General features: G+C 31.3%; 19 protein-coding genes and 1 tRNA gene. 19 read left to right on the top strand and 1 reads right to left on the bottom strand.

The window, feature by feature from the left end; translation table 11 throughout:
* Nucleotides 1–3 precede the first annotated feature (3 nt).
* From lepA to AJ887_RS03245, 19 genes are all read left to right on the top strand, one after another.
* On the top strand, nt 4–1,800 hold the full coding sequence (gene lepA / locus AJ887_RS03335) for a translation elongation factor 4 (protein WP_070240147.1): 1,797 nt from the start codon (nt 4–6) through the stop codon (nt 1,798–1,800).
* Nucleotides 1,801–1,876: 76 nt separating this feature from the next.
* Nucleotides 1,877–2,521, top strand: coding sequence for an outer membrane lipoprotein MapA (gene mapA / locus AJ887_RS03330; protein ID WP_070240145.1), 645 nt, complete (start codon nt 1,877–1,879; stop codon nt 2,519–2,521).
* Nucleotides 2,518–3,093: a ComF family protein gene (locus AJ887_RS03325; protein WP_002877707.1), complete on the top strand. Its 576-nt coding sequence runs from the start codon at nt 2,518–2,520 to the stop codon at nt 3,091–3,093. Before mapA ends, AJ887_RS03325 begins: the two co-directional genes overlap by 4 nt.
* A gap of 40 nt (nt 3,094–3,133) precedes the next feature.
* Nucleotides 3,134–5,725, top strand: coding sequence for a DNA topoisomerase (ATP-hydrolyzing) subunit A (gyrA, locus tag AJ887_RS03320; protein WP_052776721.1), 2,592 nt, complete (start codon nt 3,134–3,136; stop codon nt 5,723–5,725).
* Nucleotides 5,726–5,788: 63 nt separating this feature from the next.
* Nucleotides 5,789–6,304: a flagellar assembly lipoprotein FlgP gene (gene flgP / locus AJ887_RS03315; RefSeq protein ID WP_002852972.1), complete on the top strand. Its 516-nt coding sequence runs from the start codon at nt 5,789–5,791 to the stop codon at nt 6,302–6,304.
* On the top strand, nt 6,280–6,729 hold the full coding sequence (flgQ, locus tag AJ887_RS03310; RefSeq protein ID WP_002867163.1) for a flagellar assembly protein FlgQ: 450 nt from the start codon (nt 6,280–6,282) through the stop codon (nt 6,727–6,729). The genes flgP and flgQ overlap by 25 nt, the downstream gene beginning before the upstream one ends.
* Nucleotides 6,730–6,785: 56 nt before the next feature.
* Entirely contained in the window at nt 6,786–8,087 is a 1,302-nt protein-coding gene (flgR, locus tag AJ887_RS03305) for a fla regulon two-component system response regulator (RefSeq protein ID WP_002867162.1), read from the top strand.
* Nucleotides 8,087–9,118, top strand: coding sequence for an aspartate-semialdehyde dehydrogenase (locus tag AJ887_RS03300; protein ID WP_070240143.1), 1,032 nt, complete (start codon nt 8,087–8,089; stop codon nt 9,116–9,118). Before flgR ends, AJ887_RS03300 begins: the two co-directional genes overlap by 1 nt.
* An 8-nt stretch (nt 9,119–9,126) precedes the next feature.
* A complete protein-coding gene (locus tag AJ887_RS03295; RefSeq protein WP_002852919.1) occupies nt 9,127–9,633 on the top strand; it encodes a YqhA family protein in 507 nt (168 codons plus the stop codon).
* Nucleotides 9,634–9,684: 51 nt separating this feature from the next.
* A complete protein-coding gene (locus AJ887_RS03290; protein WP_070240141.1) occupies nt 9,685–9,876 on the top strand; it encodes a mini-MOMP protein in 192 nt (63 codons plus the stop codon).
* 8 nt (nt 9,877–9,884) lie between these two features.
* Nucleotides 9,885–10,319 carry a c-type cytochrome gene (locus AJ887_RS03285; RefSeq protein WP_002853959.1) on the top strand — a complete coding sequence of 145 codons (435 nt, stop codon included), beginning with the start codon at nt 9,885–9,887 and terminating at the stop codon, nt 10,317–10,319.
* Nucleotides 10,320–10,349: 30 nt separating this feature from the next.
* Nucleotides 10,350–11,465 (top strand): ABC transporter substrate-binding protein, encoded by a 1,116-nt coding sequence (locus AJ887_RS03280; RefSeq protein WP_070240139.1) that lies wholly within the window; start codon nt 10,350–10,352, stop codon nt 11,463–11,465.
* A gap of 21 nt (nt 11,466–11,486) precedes the next feature.
* Nucleotides 11,487–12,596 (top strand): ABC transporter substrate-binding protein, encoded by a 1,110-nt coding sequence (locus tag AJ887_RS03275; RefSeq protein ID WP_052775532.1) that lies wholly within the window; start codon nt 11,487–11,489, stop codon nt 12,594–12,596.
* An 18-nt stretch (nt 12,597–12,614) separates the two neighbouring features.
* A complete protein-coding gene (locus tag AJ887_RS03270) occupies nt 12,615–13,511 on the top strand; it encodes a branched-chain amino acid ABC transporter permease (RefSeq protein ID WP_070284811.1) in 897 nt (298 codons plus the stop codon).
* On the top strand, nt 13,511–14,563 hold the full coding sequence (locus AJ887_RS03265) for a branched-chain amino acid ABC transporter permease (protein ID WP_002881777.1): 1,053 nt from the start codon (nt 13,511–13,513) through the stop codon (nt 14,561–14,563). The genes AJ887_RS03270 and AJ887_RS03265 overlap by 1 nt, the downstream gene beginning before the upstream one ends.
* Nucleotides 14,560–15,330 (top strand): ABC transporter ATP-binding protein, encoded by a 771-nt coding sequence (locus AJ887_RS03260; RefSeq protein WP_002881779.1) that lies wholly within the window; start codon nt 14,560–14,562, stop codon nt 15,328–15,330. The genes AJ887_RS03265 and AJ887_RS03260 overlap by 4 nt, the downstream gene beginning before the upstream one ends.
* Nucleotides 15,317–16,012 (top strand): ABC transporter ATP-binding protein, encoded by a 696-nt coding sequence (locus AJ887_RS03255; protein ID WP_002881782.1) that lies wholly within the window; start codon nt 15,317–15,319, stop codon nt 16,010–16,012. The genes AJ887_RS03260 and AJ887_RS03255 overlap by 14 nt, the downstream gene beginning before the upstream one ends.
* A gap of 17 nt (nt 16,013–16,029) precedes the next feature.
* Complete coding sequence (ccsA, locus tag AJ887_RS03250) at nt 16,030–19,275, top strand: cytochrome c biogenesis protein (protein WP_070240134.1); 3,246 nt, start codon at nt 16,030–16,032, stop codon at nt 19,273–19,275.
* A 15-nt stretch (nt 19,276–19,290) separates the two neighbouring features.
* Nucleotides 19,291–19,740 carry a hypothetical protein gene (locus AJ887_RS03245; protein WP_079396822.1) on the top strand — a complete coding sequence of 150 codons (450 nt, stop codon included), beginning with the start codon at nt 19,291–19,293 and terminating at the stop codon, nt 19,738–19,740.
* 2 nt (nt 19,741–19,742) lie between these two features.
* Here the strand turns inward: AJ887_RS03245 and AJ887_RS03240 are convergent.
* Nucleotides 19,743–19,819: transfer RNA gene (locus AJ887_RS03240), tRNA-Arg, on the bottom strand.
* Nucleotides 19,820–19,838: the final 19 nt, after the last annotated feature.

The following is a 19,838-nucleotide window of genomic DNA, read 5'->3' as shown; positions in this document are numbered from 1 at the left end:
AATTTGTCGGTAAAAAATATTAGAAATTTTTCTATTATAGCTCATATAGATCATGGAAAATCTACTCTTGCAGATAGGATTATTAGCGAGTGTGGTGCTATTAGTGATAGGCAGATGAGTTCGCAAGTTATGGATACTATGGATATAGAAAAAGAGCGTGGTATCACCATAAAAGCACAATCAGTGCGTTTAAATTATAAATTTAATAACGAAAATTTTGTTTTAAATCTTATTGATACTCCTGGCCATGTGGATTTTTCTTATGAAGTGAGTCGTTCTTTGGCAAGTTGTGAAGGGGCTTTACTTGTAGTAGATGCTTCTCAAGGTGTTGAAGCACAGACCATAGCTAATGTTTATATAGCACTTGAAAATAATCTTGAAATCATTCCTGTAATTAATAAAATCGATTTACCTAATGCTGATGTTGAAAAAGTCAAGCATGAAATTGAGCATATTATAGGTATAGATTGCAAAGATGCCATTTGCGTGAGTGCAAAAACAGGAGTGGGTATAAAAGAGCTTATAGAAACAATTATCACTAAAATCCCTGCACCAAAAACAGATGATGAAGCTCCTACTAAGGCTTTAATTTATGATTCTTGGTTTGATAATTATTTGGGTGCTTTGGCTTTGGTTAGGATTTATGAGGGAAGTATAGCTAAAAACGATGAAGTTTTAGTCATGAGTACAGATAAAAAACATGTAGTTCAAGATCTTTTTTATCCCCACCCTTTAAGTCCAATTAAAACTCAATCTTTACAATCAGGTGAAGTAGGCGTGGTGGTTTTAGGGCTTAAAACCGTAGGCGATGTACAAGTAGGCGATACCATCACTTTGGTAAAAAACAAAGTTAAAGAAGCCATAGGCGGTTTTGAAAAGGCTAAAGCTTTTGTGTTTGCAGGACTTTATCCTATAGAAACGGATAAATTTGAAGATTTAAGAGATGCTTTGGATAAGCTAAAGCTTAACGATAGTTCTATTACCTATGAGCCTGAAACTTCTTTGGCTTTAGGCTTTGGTTTTAGGGTAGGGTTTTTAGGACTTTTACACATGGAAGTGATCAAAGAAAGACTTGAGAGAGAATTTAATCTTGATTTGATTGCTACAGCTCCAACTGTGACTTATGAAATTTATCAAACCGATGGAGAACTTGTTAAAATTCAAAATCCTAGCGAGCTTCCTCCTGTTAATAAAATCGATCATATAAAAGAGCCTTATGTTAAAGCCACTATCATTACTCCAAGTGAATTTTTAGGGAATTTAATCACTCTTTTAAATCGCAAAAGAGGAGTACAGGTTAAAATGGACTATATCACACCTGAGCGCGTTTTGCTAGAATATGATGTGCCTTTAAATGAGATTGTGATGGATTTTTATGATAAATTAAAGTCCTTAACAAAAGGCTATGCGAGTTTTGATTATGAACCTATAGAATTTAGAGTAGGGGATTTGGTAAAACTTGATATTAAAGTGGCGGGTGAAAATGTTGATGCGCTAAGCATTATCGTGCCTAATGAAAAAGCACAAAGTAAAGGAAGAGAGCTTGTTAGCGCTATGAAAGAAATAGTTCCTAGACAGCTTTTTGAAGTAGCCATTCAAGCAAGTATTGGAAATAAAATCATCGCAAGGGAAACCGTTAAATCCATGGGTAAAAATGTGACAGCAAAATGTTATGGTGGGGATATTACTAGAAAAAGAAAGCTTTTAGAAAAGCAAAAAGAAGGTAAAAAAAGAATGAAAGCTATAGGTAAGGTAAATTTACCTCAAGAGGCTTTTTTGAGTGTTTTAAAGATAGATTGATGATAAATTTAAAACTTGGCTTGAAATTTGCTTGTATTTTTAATACAATTTTAAAATAATTTTCTAAGGAGAAAAAATGTTTAAAAAATTTTTGATTTTTATAGTGCCTATTTTATTTTTGAGTGCTTGCGCAACTAAACAAGATACTTTTGCTCAAGTTAATCAAATTTCTAAAAATTCTCAATGCAGTTCTTGTGAAAGTCCTGATGGCTTTGAAGCAAAGATTAAAGGGCTTTTATACATTAGCGATGTTGGAATTCAATGTTGTGCCAATAAACGCACTTTAGACACTGGTATTGCTTTAAAAAAGGTTTATTTGCATAGATTTTATGATTTAAAAGAAGGGCAAAAAGTTTTAAATGCTAAAGGGAAAAAGTTATTTGTTGATGTGAATTTTAATGCGGTATTTTATACTTATTTAAAACAAGAACTTGAAGCTAGAGGAATAGTTGTGCTTGACAATAACGATCAAAATTCACCTTATGTGAGTAAGATTGATTTAGAATTTGTATCTTATGGAGCAACTCAAGATACTACAGGATTACATTCAAAACTAGTAGGAGTTTTACAAGTTAGCGATATAAACAAAAATAAGAAATTTACAATCCGCACCAAGCAAGATGTACAAGGTTTCGATGATCTAAAAGAAACAACTTTTTATACTCATTTGTTAATAAAACAAATGGCAAATAAAGCAGCTAGTTTAATCTCTGAACTTTGAGGTGTATAAATTGCGGAGCTTTTGCTCTGCTCTGCTTTTGTGATTTATGTGAGCTAGAGCTTTCTGAATTTTCCTTAAATGTAAGAAAGCTTGATAATAATTTCAAAGTCTATTCTTTTTATAAATACCATGAAATACAACACTTGCTTCACTCTAAACATTATTTTTATGGTTATTTTGTTTATAAAATGCTTGCTAAATTAAGTTTTGCAAAATTTAAAGATTTTTTTGATCCTAGAATGACAATCAATGTTATAGCCTTAGATGATAAGGTTGAAGATATGCTTTATTCACATTCTGCTATTTTAGCTAGATATCTTAAAACAAAATTTGTAAAACCTGTTTTTAATGTTTTAAAAGCGCAAAATCATATTAAATATTCTGGAAAAAGTTTAGAATTTCGTCAAAAACATAAAAGAAATTATAAACTCTTAAAAACCATTCAAGAACCTGTAATTTTGGTAGATGATATTGTAACGACTGGTTCTAGCCTTTTGGAAGCTAAAAAAGTTTTAGAAGAAAATAAAATTTCTGTACTTTTTGCTCTTGTTTTAGCTGATGCAAAAGTTTAATATGCTATAATCAAAACTTTGAACTAATAGAAGGATTTTTATGGAGAATATTTTTAGCAAAGATTCTGATATTGAACTTGTAGATATAGAAAATTCTATAAAAAGTAGTTATTTAGACTATTCTATGAGTGTTATTATAGGTCGTGCTTTGCCTGACGCAAGAGATGGTTTAAAGCCTGTTCATAGAAGAATTTTATATGCTATGCAAAATGATGAGGCAAAAAGTAGAACAGATTTTGTCAAATCAGCCCGTATAGTGGGTGCTGTTATAGGTCGTTATCATCCACATGGAGATACAGCAGTTTATGATGCTTTGGTTAGAATGGCTCAAGATTTTTCTATGAGATATCCAAGTATTACAGGACAAGGCAACTTTGGATCTATAGATGGTGATAGCGCTGCTGCGATGCGTTATACTGAAGCAAAAATGAGTAAACTTTCTCATGAGCTTTTAAAAGATATAGATAAAGATACGGTCGATTTTGTTCCAAATTATGATGGTTCAGAAAGTGAACCTGATGTCTTACCTTCTAGGGTTCCAAATTTATTATTAAATGGTTCAAGTGGTATAGCTGTAGGTATGGCGACAAACATCCCACCTCATAGTTTAAATGAGTTGATAGATGGACTTTTATATTTGCTTGATAGTAAAGATGCAAGCTTAGAAGAGATTATGCAGTTTATCAAAGGTCCAGATTTTCCAACAGGTGGAATAATTTATGGTAAAAAAGGTATTATAGAAGCTTATCGCACAGGGCGTGGTCGTGTGAAAGTGCGAGCTAAAACTCATATTGAAAAAAAGACAAATAAAGATGTTATTGTTATAGATGAGCTTCCTTATCAAACCAATAAAGCTAGGCTTATAGAGCAGATTGCAGAGCTTGTTAAAGAAAAGCAAATTGAAGGAATATCTGAAGTAAGAGATGAGAGTAATAAAGAAGGAATCCGCGTTGTTATAGAGCTTAAACGTGAGGCTATGAGTGAAATTGTTTTAAATAATCTATTTAAATCTACCACTATGGAAAGTACTTTTGGTGTGATTATGTTGGCAATTCACAATAAAGAACCTAAAATTTTCTCTTTGTTAGAACTTTTAAATCTTTTCTTAACCCATAGAAAAACAGTTATTATTAGAAGAACGATTTTTGAACTTCAAAAGGCAAGAGCAAGAGCTCATATTTTAGAAGGTCTTAAAATTGCACTTGATAATATAGATGAAGTGATTGCTTTAATTAAAAATAGTTCTGATAATAATACCGCAAGAGATTCTTTGGTAGCTAAATTTGGTCTTAGTGAGCTTCAAGCCAATGCTATTTTAGATATGAAACTAGGTCGTTTAACAGGACTTGAAAGAGAAAAAATCGAAAATGAACTTGCAGAATTAATGAAAGAAATTGCAAGACTTGAAGAAATTTTAAAAAGTGAAACCTTGCTTGAAAATTTAATTCGCGATGAATTAAAAGAAATTAGAAGCAAATTTGATGTGCCACGTATTACTCAAATTGAAGATGATTATGATGATATTGATATTGAAGATTTGATTCCTAATGAAAATATGGTTGTAACTATTACCCATCGTGGTTATATTAAGCGTGTGCCTAGTAAACAATATGAAAAGCAAAAACGAGGCGGAAAAGGAAAATTAGCCGTTACGACTTATGATGATGATTTTATAGAAAGTTTCTTTACGGCAAATACACATGATACGCTTATGTTTGTAACAGATCGTGGACAGCTTTATTGGCTTAAAGTTTATAAAATTCCTGAAGGCTCAAGAACGGCTAAAGGAAAAGCAGTGGTAAATCTTATTAATTTACAAGCTGAAGAAAAAATCATGGCTATTATTCCAACCACGGATTTTGATGAGAGTAAATCTTTATGTTTCTTTACTAAAAATGGTATTGTAAAGCGTACAAATTTGAGTGAATATCAAAATATCAGAAGTGTAGGAGTTAGAGCGATCAACTTGGATGAAAATGATGAGTTGGTAACTGCTATTATTGTTCAAAGAGATGAAGATGAAATTTTTGTTAGTGGTGGTGAAGAAAATTTAGAAAATCAAGAAATTGAAAATTTAGATGATGAAAATCTTGAAAATGAAGAAAGTGTAAGCACACAAGGTAAAATGCTCTTTGCAGTAACCAAAAAAGGTATGTGTATCAAATTCCCACTTGCTAAAGTACGTGAAATCGGTCGTGTAAGTCGTGGGGTGACGGCTATTAAGTTTAAAGAGAAAAATGACGAATTAGTAGGTGCAGTTGTTATAGAAAATGATGAGCAAGAAATTTTAAGCATAAGTGCAAAAGGTATAGGAAAACGCACCAATGCTGGAGAATATAGATTGCAAAGCAGAGGTGGTAAGGGTGTAATTTGTATGAAACTTACAGAAAAAACCAAAGATCTTATTAGCGTAGTTATAGTAGATGAAACTATGGATTTGATGGCTCTTACAAGTTCAGGCAAGATGATACGTGTTGATATGCAAAGCATTAGAAAAGCAGGGCGTAATACAAGTGGCGTCATTGTAGTTAATGTGGAAAATGACGAGGTGGTTAGCATCGCTAAGTGTCCTAAAGAGGAAAATGATGAGGATGAGTTAAGCGATGAAAACTTTGGTTTAGATTTGCAATAAGTTTAAAGTTGGAACGCTTATTGCTTTTTATTTTACTAATTACAATATTTTGAAGGTGTAAAAATGAAAAAAATTTATTTTATGCTAGCAATAGCAGGAATTTTCGCTGGTTGTGTACCAAGTGCAAACAGTGCAACTAAAAATTCAAGTGCAAATAGCACTGCTCCATCTCAAGATGTTATCGTGCAAAAAGTCGATAAAGATGATGTGCGTGATATTATCAGAGAAGAAAAAATGTTGGCTCCAGATGCTAGCGAAACGGAACTTAGTTTTACAGCAGTTGGTGAAGGGATTGCTCCGATGAATACAGTTTCTACTGCTCAAGCCCTAGCTTTAGCAAAAAGAGCAGCGATTACAGATGCTTACAGACAGCTTGCAAGTAAGCTTTATGGTGTGAAAGTGAATGGCAAAGACACTGTAAAAGATGCAATGCTTAGAAGTTCAACTATTACTGCGCAAGTAAATGGTTTGATAAAAAATGCAAGTATTATTGATGAGAATTTTAATCAAGGGCTTTATAGAGTAAACTTAGAACTTAAAATCGATGCAGACAAGTGGAAAGAATTGTTTGCTTATTAATTTTTCTTAGCTTTAAGCTTTTTGCCCAAGATGAATTTATTTTTTGGGCAGAGCTTTCTAGTAAAAATTTCATTCTCTTTCATCAAAATCAAAATTTATCCTTAGCAATGACGCAAAGCGAAAATGTTGAAGAACAATGGGTATGTGAAATTTCTTATAGTGATCAAGATTTAAAAGTTTTACCTCGAACTTCTTTAGGATTAATTGATGATAATATGCTAAAAACAATTAAATTTAATTTTTTAAATTCTCATAAAGATGAGTTAAGTGATTGCTTTATAGGAGCTAAAATCAGTGTTAAGGATATTGTTAATACCGACTTATTACGTGCTCAAAGTGAAACCTATGTTAAAATTTTACCCTTGCGTTTTACCGTGGAATTTGGCGAACAAAATGCGATAATTTATTATCTTAAAAAAAAGTAAATTCAAAATTAAGCGCAAATTGGATACTATAGCAGAAATTTTTTAAAAGGCTTAGGATGAATTTAGTCATAGTAGAAGATGATATTAATATGCGCAAATCCTTAGAAATTGCATTAGCAGAGTATGAAGAATTTAATATTAAATCTTATAAATCTGCTACTGAAGCTTTAAAAAAAATAGATGAGAATACAGATTTGATTATTACAGATATTAATATGCCAGGAATTGATGGCATAGAATTTGTTAAAGCCTGTGAAAATAAATATGATTTTATTATTATGACAGGAAATGCTACTTTAAGTCGTGCTATAGAAGCGGTTCGTTTGGGAGTAAAAGATTTTTTAACCAAGCCTTTTGATGTTGATACTTTAGTCGAGGCTATTAAGCGTGCTAAAATCATAAGAGAAAAAACAGCCGATAAAAAAAGCAAAAAAAATGAAAAAAAAGAAGAAAATAAAGATTTTTTTTCAACTTCTCCTAATTTAGAAAAAACATTAAATTTAAGTCAAAAAGCGGCTAAAACTGATGCCTCTGTAATGTTTTTTGGAGAGAGTGGAGTAGGAAAAGAGGTATTTTCTCGTTATATTCACACTCATTCTAAACGCTCTAATAAGCCTTTTGTTGCTATTAATATGGCAGCCATTCCTGCAAATTTGATTGAAAGTGAGCTTTTTGGTTTTGAAAAAGGTGCTTTTACTGATGCTAATGCAACTAAAATAGGGCTTTTTGAAATGGCTAATGAGGGTACTTTGTTTTTAGATGAAATTGGCGAAATGCCTTATGAAATTCAAGCCAAACTTTTAAGAGCTTTGCAAGAAAAAGAAATTACGCGACTTGGAAGTACGAAAAGCATCAAAATAGATGTAAGAATTATCAGTGCAACTAATGCAAATTTAGATGAAAAAATAAAAAATGGCGAATTTCGTTCAGATTTATATTATCGTTTAAATACTGTTCCTATTAATATCCCGCCTTTAAGAGAGCGCAAAGAAGAAATTTTAGGTATAGCTCAAAAGGTTTTAGAAGATACTTGTAAAGAATATGATTTTAAGGAAAAACAGCTCAGCCAAGAAGCTAAAAATGCTTTACTTGAATATGATTTTCCTGGTAATATTAGAGAATTAATATCCGTTGTACAAAGAGCTTGTATTTTAAGTGAAAATGATGAAATTTCAAGTGAAGATTTGTTCTTAGAAGCTAGAAGTATAAAAAAAGATGTAAAGAATTTAGAGAAAGAATTGATTTGTGAAGTTCTTTTAAGTGTAGATTATGACAAGGATCAAGCTTCTCAAATTTTAGGTATGGATATAAAAATTTTAAATGAAAAAATTAAAAAATATCAAATAAAGGATAAGTAATGTCAAAAAAACAAAAAATAGCTATTGTGGGTGCTACTGGTGCGGTTGGGGAAGAGCTTTTAAATGTTTTAGATGAACTTGATTTTCCAGTGGAAAGTATTTTACCTTTAGCAAGTGCAAAAAGTGTAGGTAGTGAAGTAGAATTTAAAGGCAAAACTTATAAAGTCAAAGAACTTACTGAAAATGTATTTAAAGAAAATCCTATTGATATTGCTTTTTTTAGCGCAGGTGGAAGTGTGAGTGAAAAATATGCTAAATTTGCAGTAGAATCGGGTGCTGTTGTTATTGATAATACAAGTCATTTTAGAATGGAAAAAGATGTTCCTTTGGTGGTTCCTGAATGCAATCCTGAGGATATTAAAGATTGGAAAAAAACAGGGATTATTGCTAATCCAAATTGTTCTACTATACAAATGGTACAAGTTTTAAAACCTTTAAATGATGCATTTAATTTAAAGCGTGTTGATGTAAGTACCTATCAGGCTGCAAGTGGAGCAGGAAAAGAAGGAATGCAAGAATTGGTTGAAGCCATGCAAAGTTTTTTTGCTTTTAAACTTGATGAGTTTAAATCTCAAACTTTTCCTTATACTTTGGCACTTAATCTTATTCCACAAATTGATGTTTTTATGGATAATGATTACACTAAAGAAGAGCTTAAAATGGTCAATGAAACTCAAAAAATTTTACATAAAAATTTAGAAGTTTCGGCAACTTGTGTTAGAGTGCCTGTTTTAAGAAGTCATAGCGAGGCTATTACAATGCATTTTGAAAAAGAAATAGATGTAAAAAAAGCTAAAGAAATTTTAGAAAAAGCACCAAGTGTTGTTGTCATAGATGATCCTAAAAATAAAAAATACCCTATGCCTTTAATGACAAGTGATACTAATGAAACTTATGTAGGAAGAATTCGCACTGATGTGTATGATAAAAAAATACTCCATCTTTGGTGTGTGGCAGATCAAATTCGCGTAGGTGCTGCAACAAACGCTGTGCGTATTGCGCAAAAATGGTTAGAATTAAAAAATAAATAAGGAAAAAAATGTTAGAGAAAATATTTGAATCTTTGCTTGTTAGAAGTCGTATTGTTACAATTTTACCCGTAATTTTTGGTTTAATTGGAGCTTTTGTATTGTTTTTTATTGCAAGTTATGATGTTTTAAAGGTTATATTTTATACTTATAATTATTTTTTTGATGCAGGTTCTAATGTGGATTTGCATGAGGATGTGGTGGCTTTAATTATAGGAGCTGTTGATCTTTATCTTATGGCTTTAGTTTTGTTTATTTTTTCTTTTGGAGTTTATGAGCTTTTTATCAGCGAAATAGAAGAATTTAAACAAACAAAACAAAGCAAGGTTTTAGAGGTGCATAGCTTAGATCAATTAAAAGACAAGCTTGCAAAAGTTATCATTATGGTCTTAGTGGTAAATTTCTTTCAAAGGGTTTTGCAGATGAAATTTGCTACTCCTGTGGATATGGCTTTTCTTGCTGGATCGATTTTAGCTCTTTGTGTAGGACTTTATTTTTTACATAAAGGTGGTCATTAACAAGGATTATCTTTTTTTGATATAATCGTTTTTTGTGTTTAAAGAATAAAAATGAAAAAAATATTTTTAATTGGTATGATTTTAAATCATTTTGTTTTTGCAGCTTCGTTAGATGAAGTCTTTAAAGATATAGAAGTTTCAGGGACTGTTCGTTATTGCTATGATATTAAAAAAGAAAAAAAATACAACAAAAAAACACATAGATATCAAAATAAAACACAAACGGAAATTACAATAAAATAAGGAAAATCATGATTATACGATGGTTGTTTATTAGTTCAATATTTGTTGTTGCGCTTTTTGGTATTAACTTGAAATCATTTTTTACTTATACCTTTGATGCAAATAAGCAATATGATATGGAAAAAGCGAAGGCTTTGTATTTTCAAAATAAATGCAATACTTGCCATGGAGATAATGCTGAAAAGAGTGTTATAGGATCTAGAATTTTAAAAGATATGTCTCCTGAGGATATTAAAGGAGCTTTGATAGGTTATACTCTTGATAGTAGTAGCTCTACAACAGCTTCTCAAATGGCTTTTTATGCTAGAAATTTAAGCCACGAGGATATAGATAATATTATTGCTTATATTAAAGGTGGAAATTTTGCGCTTGATTTGCAAGTAAAAGACCTTCTTGAAGAAGAACCTGCGCAAAAAACAAAACATAATATATTTCTAAAATAAAATGTAAAAACTATAATTAAAAGGAATGCTATGAAAAAACTAACTTTAACTTTAAGTGTTTTAACTATGGTAAATTGCTTATATGCTAAGGATATTAATATAGGGATAGTTTTACCTTTAACTGGAACTGTGGCAGCTTATGGGCAAGATGTTTTTAACGGAATTGAACTGGCTAATAAGCTACAACCAAAACTTTCAAATGGAGATGTTATTAAACTTATCACAATAGATACAAAAGGAGATAAACTTGAAACTTCAAACGGAGTTAATCGTTTAATAGCAACAGATAAAGTCCTTGGGATTATTGGTGAAGCTACAACTCCAAATACCATTCAAGCTATTTCTATAGCAGAAGAGAAAAAAATTCCTCTAATAGCTCCAGTGGCATCTGGAGATAAATTGCTAGATAAAAAGAAATATGCAAGTAGAGTTTGTTTTAAAGACAGTTTTCAAGGAGATAAATTTGCTACTTATGTATCTAAGGATTTAGGGCTTAAAAATGCCGTTATCATCATAGATCAAAGCAATGTTTATTCTTTAGGTTTGGCAAGAGCTTTTGAAAATTCTTTTAAGAATAATGGTGGGAAAATTATAAAAAAACTTGTTATTAATTCAGGAGATAAAGATTTTAGAGCTGTGGTTTCGCAACTTAAGAGTTTAAATCCTGATTTTGTTTATATGCCTATTTATCATCCTGAAGCTGCTTTAATTGCGAGACAAGCAAGACAAATTGGTTTTGATAAACTTTTAGCAGCAGGAGATGGTGTTAATAATCAAACTTTTATAGATCTTGGCGGAAGTGCTGTTAATGGAGTGATTTTCACTGATAGTTTTGATTATAACAATCCATCTACACAATTAGGAAAAGATTTTGTTGCAGCTTATGAGAAAGTTAAAGGAACAAAAGAACTTCCAGCATTTTCGGCTATGGGGGCTGATGCGTATTTTGTAATATTAAATGCTATGAATGCTTGCGTTGATAATCTTAGCAGTGAATGTATTAATAGCAAAATTCATCAAACTAAAGATTTTCAAGCTGTTGGTGGTGTGATTAGCATAGATGAAAGCGGTAATGCTATTCGTTCTGTTGTGATTAAAGAAATTCAAAATCAAAAACAAAATTATAAAACAATTATAAATCCATAATTACTAAAATAAAGGTAGAGAATGAAAAAAAGTTTAATTTTAGCAAGTATTCTAAGTTTAAGTTTAAGTGCTGCGGAAGTCAAAATAGGAGTTGTTTTACCACTTAGCGGAGCTACTGCAGCATATGGACAAAGTGCACTAGAAGGGATTAAACTTGCAAATTCAATGCAATTAACTTTAAGTAATGGAGATAAGGTTTCTCTTGCTATTATTGATACTAAAGGTGATAAATTAGAATCTTCGAGTGGAGCAAATCGTTTAGTTTCTCAAGATAAAGTTATAGGTCTTATAGGGGAAATGGTTACTGCTAATACATTGCAAGTTATGCGCGTAGCAGAAGATAATAAAATTCCATTGATCGCTCCTGCTGCAACTGGTGATAGATTGCTTGATAAAAAAATATATTCTTCTCGAGTATGTTTTATGGACAGTTTTCAAGGTTCATCTTTAGCAAAATATGTTTTTTCAAAACTTAATTACAAAAGTGCTGTTATTGTAGTAGATCAAAGCACTGACTATTCCTTAGGTTTAGCAAAAGCTTTTGAAAAACAGTACAAGTCTAATGGTGGTCAAATTCTTAGAATTTTAAGAGTTAATTCAGGTGATAAAGATTTTAGAGCTATTGTAGCTCAAGTTAAAAGTTTAAATCCAGAATTTATTTTTTTACCGCTTTATTATAGCGAAGCTTCTTTATTTGCAAGACAATCAAAACTCGCAGGTTTAAATATTCCTATGGGTTCTGCAGATGGAGTTGCTGATCAAACTTTTATTAGTTTAGCTGGAGATGCAAGCGAGGGTTATATTTTCACAGATAGTTTTGATGCTAATAATCCAACTACAAAATTAAGCAAAGAATTTATCAGTGTTTATGAAAAAGCTAAAGGAACAAAAGAAGTTCCAAATTTTTCAGCTATGGGTGCTGATGCGTATTTTGTAATGCTAAATGCTATGAATGCTTGCGTTGAAAATCTTACTAGTAAGTGTGTCAATGAAAAAATTCACCAAACTAAAAATTATCAAGGTGTTTCTGGTGTTATCAGTATTGATCAAACAGGAAATGCAACTCGTTCTGTAGTGGTTAAAGAAATTAAAAATCAAAAGCAAAATTATAAAGATATTATCAATCCTTAAAGGAAAAATAGAAAGATTATGGATTCTACTTTATTTTTACAACAACTTGTTAATGGACTTAGTTTGGGCAGTATGTATGCCCTTATTGCTGTTGGCTATACGATGGTTTATGGTGTGTTAAGACTTATTAATTTTGCTCATGGCGATATTATGATGGTTGGTGCTTATGCAGCTCTTTTTTGCATGACTAATCTAAATGTTCCTTTTCTAGGAGCTTTGTCTTTGGCAATGATTTTTGCTGCCTGTGTTGGAATAGCTACAGATAGAATCGCTTATAAACCTTTAAGACGGGCTCCTAGAATTTCATTGTTGATTACAGCAATCGGTATTAGTTTTTTCTTGCAAAATCTTTTTAATATGCTTTTTACTTCAACACCTAGAACTTTTACACCGCCAAGTTATTTTGAGGAAAGTGTTAATTTTGGTGGAGTGATAACAACTTATGGTTCTTTAATGGTTCCTGCTCTTACATTTGTTATTTTAATAGCAGTGTTATGGATTTTGTATAAAAGCAAATATGGTATAGCTATTCGTGCTTTGGCATTTGATATACAAACAGTAAATTTAATGGGTATAGATGCAAATCGTATTATTGCTATAGTTTTTGCCCTAGGTTCAGCTTTGGCAGCAGTTGGGGGTGTTTTTTGGGCTGCAAATTATTACTCTGTTGAACCTACTATGGGAACTTTAATAGGTTTGAAAGCTTTTGCTGCTGCCGTTTTAGGAGGTATAGGTTCTGTAGTAGGTGCAGTTTTGGGTGGACTTATTATAGGATTTACTGAAGTTGTTGTTGTGGCTTTTTTTCCAGATTTATCAGGCTTTAAAGATGCATTTGCTTTTATTTTTTTGGTGTTTATATTGTTATTTAGGCCTACGGGAATTTTAGGTATAAATTTTGAAAAGAGTAGGTTTTAATGATGGTTAAAATTAAGGTTTCACATTTAATCTTTTTAATTGCTTCAATTATTTTTATTTTCATTTCTCCTTATATTTTTGGGGACTATGGATTAAACATTGTTAATCAAATTGCTATTTTTATTATTTTGGCTGTGAGTTACAACCTTATTAATGGTGTAACTGGACAATTTTCACTAGAACCCAATGGATTTGTTGCGATTGGAGCTTATGCAGCTGCTTTAGTTCTTTTAAGTGCTGATGCAAAAAATGATCAGTTTTTTTTAGATGGTCCTAGTTCTTTTATTTTAGCTATCCATTCAAATTCCTTTATTCTAGCTTTAATTGTAGCTGGAATTTGTTCATCTTTGCTTGCCCTGATTTTAGCTTTTGCTGTATTTCGCGTGAGAGGGGATTATTTAGCTATTGTAACTTTAGGCTTTGGAATAATTATTAAAATAGCTGCTATTAATTTTCCTTCTATTACTAATGGCTCAAGAGGACTGGTAGATATTCCACAATTTTCCACGATCTATTGGACAGGTGGTATTGCTATTGTAGCGGTTATTTTAATTTTAAATATAGTTTATTCTAAATATGGTCGTGCAATGAAGGCTATAAGAGATGATGAAGATGCTGCAAGTGCCATGGGAATAAATACTTTTTGGATAAAAACTTTAGCTTTTGGCACTTCAGCATTTTTAGAAGGTGTAGGTGGTGGACTTTTAGCTTGTCTGTTGACTACCGTATCTCCAACTCAATTTGATTTTTTACTTACTTTCCAGCTTTTGATTATTATTGTTTTGGGTGGACTTGGTTCTACTACAGGCGCTATCATAGGTGCGATATTGGTTATTGGTGGAAGCGAGTGGCTTAGATTTTTAGATGAGTTAAATATAAAAATAGATTCTTTAAATCTTGATATCCAATCAACACCAGGACTTAGAATGGTTGTTTTTTCTATTGTTCTGATTTTAGTAATGCTTTTTGCAAGAAAAGGCATAATGGGTTATTACGAGTTGAGTGATGTGATTAGAGGGATTAAAAAGCGTTTTAAAAGGAGTAAAAAATGATTTTGGAATTAAAACAAATTTCAAAAAGTTTTGGTAGTGTTAGGGCTATTAATGAAACTTCTTTTAAAATCAATGAGGGTGAAATTTTTGCTTTAATTGGACCTAACGGGGCTGGTAAAACAACTCTTTTTAATATTATAACAGGTAACTATAAACCTAGTTCAGGTTCGGTTGAATTTCTAGGAGAAAGAATTGATCACTTAAAACCTCATAAGATTGTGCATTTAGGAATAGCTAGAACATTTCAAAATATTAGACTTTTTTCAAGTATGAATGTGCTTGAAAATGTTCTTATTGGTTTTAATAAACAAATGAAATATAATATTTTTGAAGCCTTTTTGCATTTAGGGCGTTTTGGAAAAATAGAACAAGTATTTAAAGAGAAGGCTTATGCAATATTAGAAGAACTTGGTATTGTAGAATTTGCTCATGAAAAGGCTACTAGCTTAAGTTATGGGCAACAAAGAAAAGTTGAGATTGCAAGAGCAATGGCTACTCAGCCAAGATTGTTATTGCTTGATGAGCCAGCCGCTGGGATGAATAGCTCCGAGAGCGATGAACTTGCTGAGCTCATTTTTAAATTACGAAAAGATTATAAAATTAGCGTTTTGCTTATAGAGCATGACATGAAATTTGTAAATAAATTGTGCGATCGCGTATTGGTGCTTGATTATGGAAAAACAATTTTTGAAGGTAAACTTTGCGATGCTGTAAATCATAAAGAAGTAATTGCTGCGTATTTAGGGGATTTTGATGCTAATAGTTAAAGATTTGCATGTTTATTATGGATTAATTGAAGCTGTTAAAGGGATTGATTTTAAAGTGGAAACAGGTCATATTGTTTCTCTTATAGGTTCAAATGGAGCAGGTAAAACTTCAACTTTAAATGCGCTTTTAAACTCAGTTAAAAGAACTGGTGGGGTTAATTTCTTAGGTTATGATACTAAAAGGCATTTAACTCATACTTTAGTTCAAAAAGGTATAGCTTTAGTTCCTGAAGGAAGACGTGTTTTTATCAATTTAAGCGTAGAGGAAAATTTAAAAATAGGTGCTTTTAATAATGCTGAAAATTATGAGCATTTAAGAGAGCAAATGTATAAACTTTTTCCAAGACTTGCAAGCAAAAAGCATGCTTTAGCTGGAACATTGAGTGGAGGGGAAGCGCAAATGCTTGCGATTTCAAGGGCTTTAATGAGTGAACCAAAACTTTTGATGTTGGATGAGCCTTCTTTGGGACTTGCTCCAAAGATTGTGGGTGAAGTTTTTGATATTATTGTGCGTTTAAAAGAAGAGGGTATAACTATTCTTTTGGTAGAGCAAAATGCTTATTCTGCATTAAAAATAAGTGATTACGCTTATGTTTTGGAAAATGGTCGCATTGTAATGGAAAACGAGGCTAAAAATTTAATAGGTGATGATGAGATTAGAAAGAAATATTTAGGGCTTTAAAATTTAAAGGAAAAAGAATGAAAAATATAATAAAAAGCATAGGGGATTTAAAAGTTTCGGTTGTATTGTTTTTGCTTTTTGCGCTTTTTTGTGCTTTGGCAACTTTTATTGAAAGTGCTTATGGAACTCCTACGGCTTGGGCAATGGTTTATGATACTTTTTGGTTTGAATATATACAACTTTTACTTGGTATTAATTTACTATGCGGGATGTTTCGTTATAAAATGTTTGGGCTTAAAAAATTGCCTTTAATGATTTTTCATATTTCTTTTTTATTTATTTTAGTGGGTTCGGCAATGACAAGATATGCTGGTTTTGAAGGTATTTTACCTATTAGAGAGCATACTCAAAATTCACTTATAGAAAGTTCTAAGACTTCTTTGCGCATTTCTGCTATAAAAGATGGAGAACGCTATAGTGCGGTTAATGATCGTTATATAGGAAATTTGCCTTTTGCTAATTCTTTTAAACTAAAACTTAATTTAGGTGATGATCAAGCTGTATTAAAATATAAAGATTTAATCTTAAATGCTCATTATACTTATAAAGAAAATAATAATTCTGATCCTTTATTGGTTTTAATGCTTTCTCAAAAAGGATCTCAAGGTGTTGATGTTAAATTTGAAAAAGGTGAAGTTAAGAATATAGAAGGGGTTAACTTTGCTTTTATGAATGATAATGTTAAAGCACCTTTTGTAAAAATTGACGAAAATTTAACTTTAAGTTCAAGTGAAAACTTACATTTTCTAAGTATGTTAGATGGACAAAATTTAGACCTTAAAATTGGAGAAAAGGCAAATGCTAAGGAAAGAAGGCTTTATGAAATTAATGATATTAGTTTTGTAGTTAAAGCTGCTTCTTTGCATGCGCAAGAAGCTTTAGAAGGCTCCAATAGACCTCAAGATGAAAGTTTTTGGTTATGGTTTAAATCTGCTTGGTTGGAAGTGGGTAGAACTATGTTGATTTCTACTTTTGGCGAGCCTCAAAATTGGAAAAATTCTTTATTGTTGCATTTTAAAGATTTTGCCTTAAGCAATGAGAATAAAAACTTAGAATTAACTGGCTCTAATGCTTTAAAATTAGAATTAAGCTATAAAAATGAAAGTAAAGAATTTTATATTTTTGAATATAATAAACCTATTATGATAGAACTTGCGGGTCAAAAATTCTTTATTTCTTGGGCGCTTTCTTATGAACAATTGCCTTTTGATATTTATTTAAGAGATTTTGTATTAGATCGTTATCCAGGTTCTATGTCTCCAGCTTCTTATGCAAGTGAAATTACCGTAAAAAATAATAATGAAAATTTTGATTATAGAATTTTTATGAATAATGTTTTAGATTATGATGGCTATAGATTTTATCAAAGTTCTTATGATCAAGATGAAAAAGGGACTGTTTTATCTGTAAATAAAGATCCAGGTAAAATACCAACTTATATAGGTTATTTTTTGCTTTGTCTTGGAATGTTTATGAATTTTTTAAATCCACATTCTAGATTTAGAACTTTGGCAAGATTAATTAATAAAGACACTTTAAAACATACAAGTGTGATTATTTTTATTTTATTGCTATCTTTTGGCTCTGAAAAGACTTTTGCTCAAGATTTAAATTCGACCTTACCTGTGGTAAATACTAATCATGCTAAAGCTCTTGCTACTTTAATAGTTCAAAAATCAGCAGATGGAAGAATGGTGCCTTTTGATACGCTATCAAGAGAAATTTTAGAAAAAATTCATCAAAGTGATAGCTATAAGAGTCAAAATTCTAACGCTGTTATGCTTTCCATGCTCGTTGATGTAGATAAATGGCAAATGGAACCTTTTATTTTAATGCCACAAAATCAAGCAGTTCGTGATGCTATTGCAAATATTTTAGAAATTCCTAGCGCTAAATATATTTCTTATAAAGATTTCTTTGATGAGAATAACCGATATAAACTTCAAAAATATGTTGAAAATGCAAATCGTAAAAACCCAAATGCAAGAGGAGTTTTTGATAAGGAAATTATAAAACTAGATGAAAGAGCTAATGTTGTAAATTTAGTTTTTAGTGGTGAATTATTTAAATTTATTCCTGTTCAAAATAATCCAAATAATGTTTGGCTTGCACCTTTTTCTGCTGTAACTACTCTTAAGGGGGATGAAGGGCATATTGTTTTGGCTTTAATACAGAATTATTTTAGCGCCGTGGAAAATGCTTTTAAAGATGGTAATTGGACTAGAGCTGATGAAGGCTTGAAATTTATCAAAGAATATCAAGAAAAAATAGGATATAAAGTCATGCCTAGTAAAACCAAGGTTGAAATGGAAATTTTTTCTAATAAGGCTGAAATTTTCGTTAAACTCGCTCCTGTATATTTAATTGCGGGTTTTTTACTTTTGATTCTTGTTTTTTCTAAAATGGTCGTACCGAATTTAAAAATCTCTTTTATATTTAAAGTGGTATATGTTTTAAATGTTTTAGCTTTTGTAATTCATACAGTAGGTCTTGGACTTCGTGCTTATTTATCAGGTCATGCTCCATGGAGTAATGGCTATGAAAGTATGGTGTATATAGCTTGGGCATTGTCTTTATCGGGTATATTTTTCTCTAGAAAAAGTCCTATAGCCTTGTCATTAACTTCTATTTTATCCGGTGTTGTATTAATGGTTGCACATTTAAGTGAAATGAATCCGCAAATTACAAATCTTGTTCCTGTGCTCAATTCTTATTGGCTTAGTATTCATGTATCTGTTATTACTGCTAGTTATGGATTTTTAGGACTTTGTGCCTTACTTGGTATCTTTACACTGTTCTTAATGTGTTTTCTTAAGAAAGATGGAAAATATAATCTTAATATTTTGAGAAATATTACAGAGGCTACAAGAATTAATGAAATGGCAATGATTTTTGGACTTTGTTTGCTTACTGTAGGAAATTTTTTAGGTGCAATTTGGGCAAATGAAAGTTGGGGGAGATATTGGAGTTGGGATTCTAAGGAAACTTGGGCTTTAGTTAGCATTTTGGTTTATGCAGCAATTTTGCATCTTAGAATGATTCCAAAATATTGTAATCAATTTGTGTTTGCTTTATGGAGTATGTTTGCTTATTGGGTTATTATTATGACTTATTTTGGAGTAAATTACTTTTTAACAGGACTTCATTCTTACGCTGCAGGCGAAGCGGCTCAAATTCCTAATTATGTTTATTGGGGATTTGCGTTGATGGTGGTTTTAGCTCTTTTTGCAAGAAGGAATCGAAATTTTGTGGGCAAACTTTAAATGAGCCATATTTTTTTGGTTATTTTTTGTGCTGCTTTAGCGCTTTTATTGTTTTTAGGCATAATTGCTTATCTTATTACAAGTGATGGCAAAAAAACAGTTAAAAAGCAAAAAACTAGCCAAAAGCAGCATGTAGCTGAAAAGACTAAAAAATTTGATACAGACTTAGATAAAATGATAATTGCTGCTTCCGATGTTAAGCTAACAGATGTTGAATTAAAAGAACTTGCCAAACTTTATGTGCAGACACATAAACTTGGTTCAAAAACTTCTAAAGAATTAGATGAAGCAACAAAAAAGAAACTAGAATTTGTTTCTGCTTTGGCTGCAAATATTAATGCAAGTGCACAAACAGTCAGTTACTTAAATAAAGAACTTAAGAAAATTTCTGGATCTTACAAAAAAGAAATTGATGCTTATGAGCATATAGGATTAGCTAAAAGAAAAATTAAAGAAGATAAATAATATGGTGCGCTCAAGAGGATTCGAACCTCTGGCCTTTTGAACCGCAATCAAATGCTCTATCCAGCTGAGCTATGAGCGCAAAAATAAGTTAAAATTAT

The organism is Campylobacter sp. BCW_6466, assembly GCF_001762835.1.
Lineage (GTDB): Bacteria > Campylobacterota > Campylobacteria > Campylobacterales > Campylobacteraceae > Campylobacter_D > Campylobacter_D jejuni.
The sequence above is the reverse complement of the archived record's forward strand: the minus strand, read 5'-3'. Positions and strand labels throughout refer to the sequence as shown.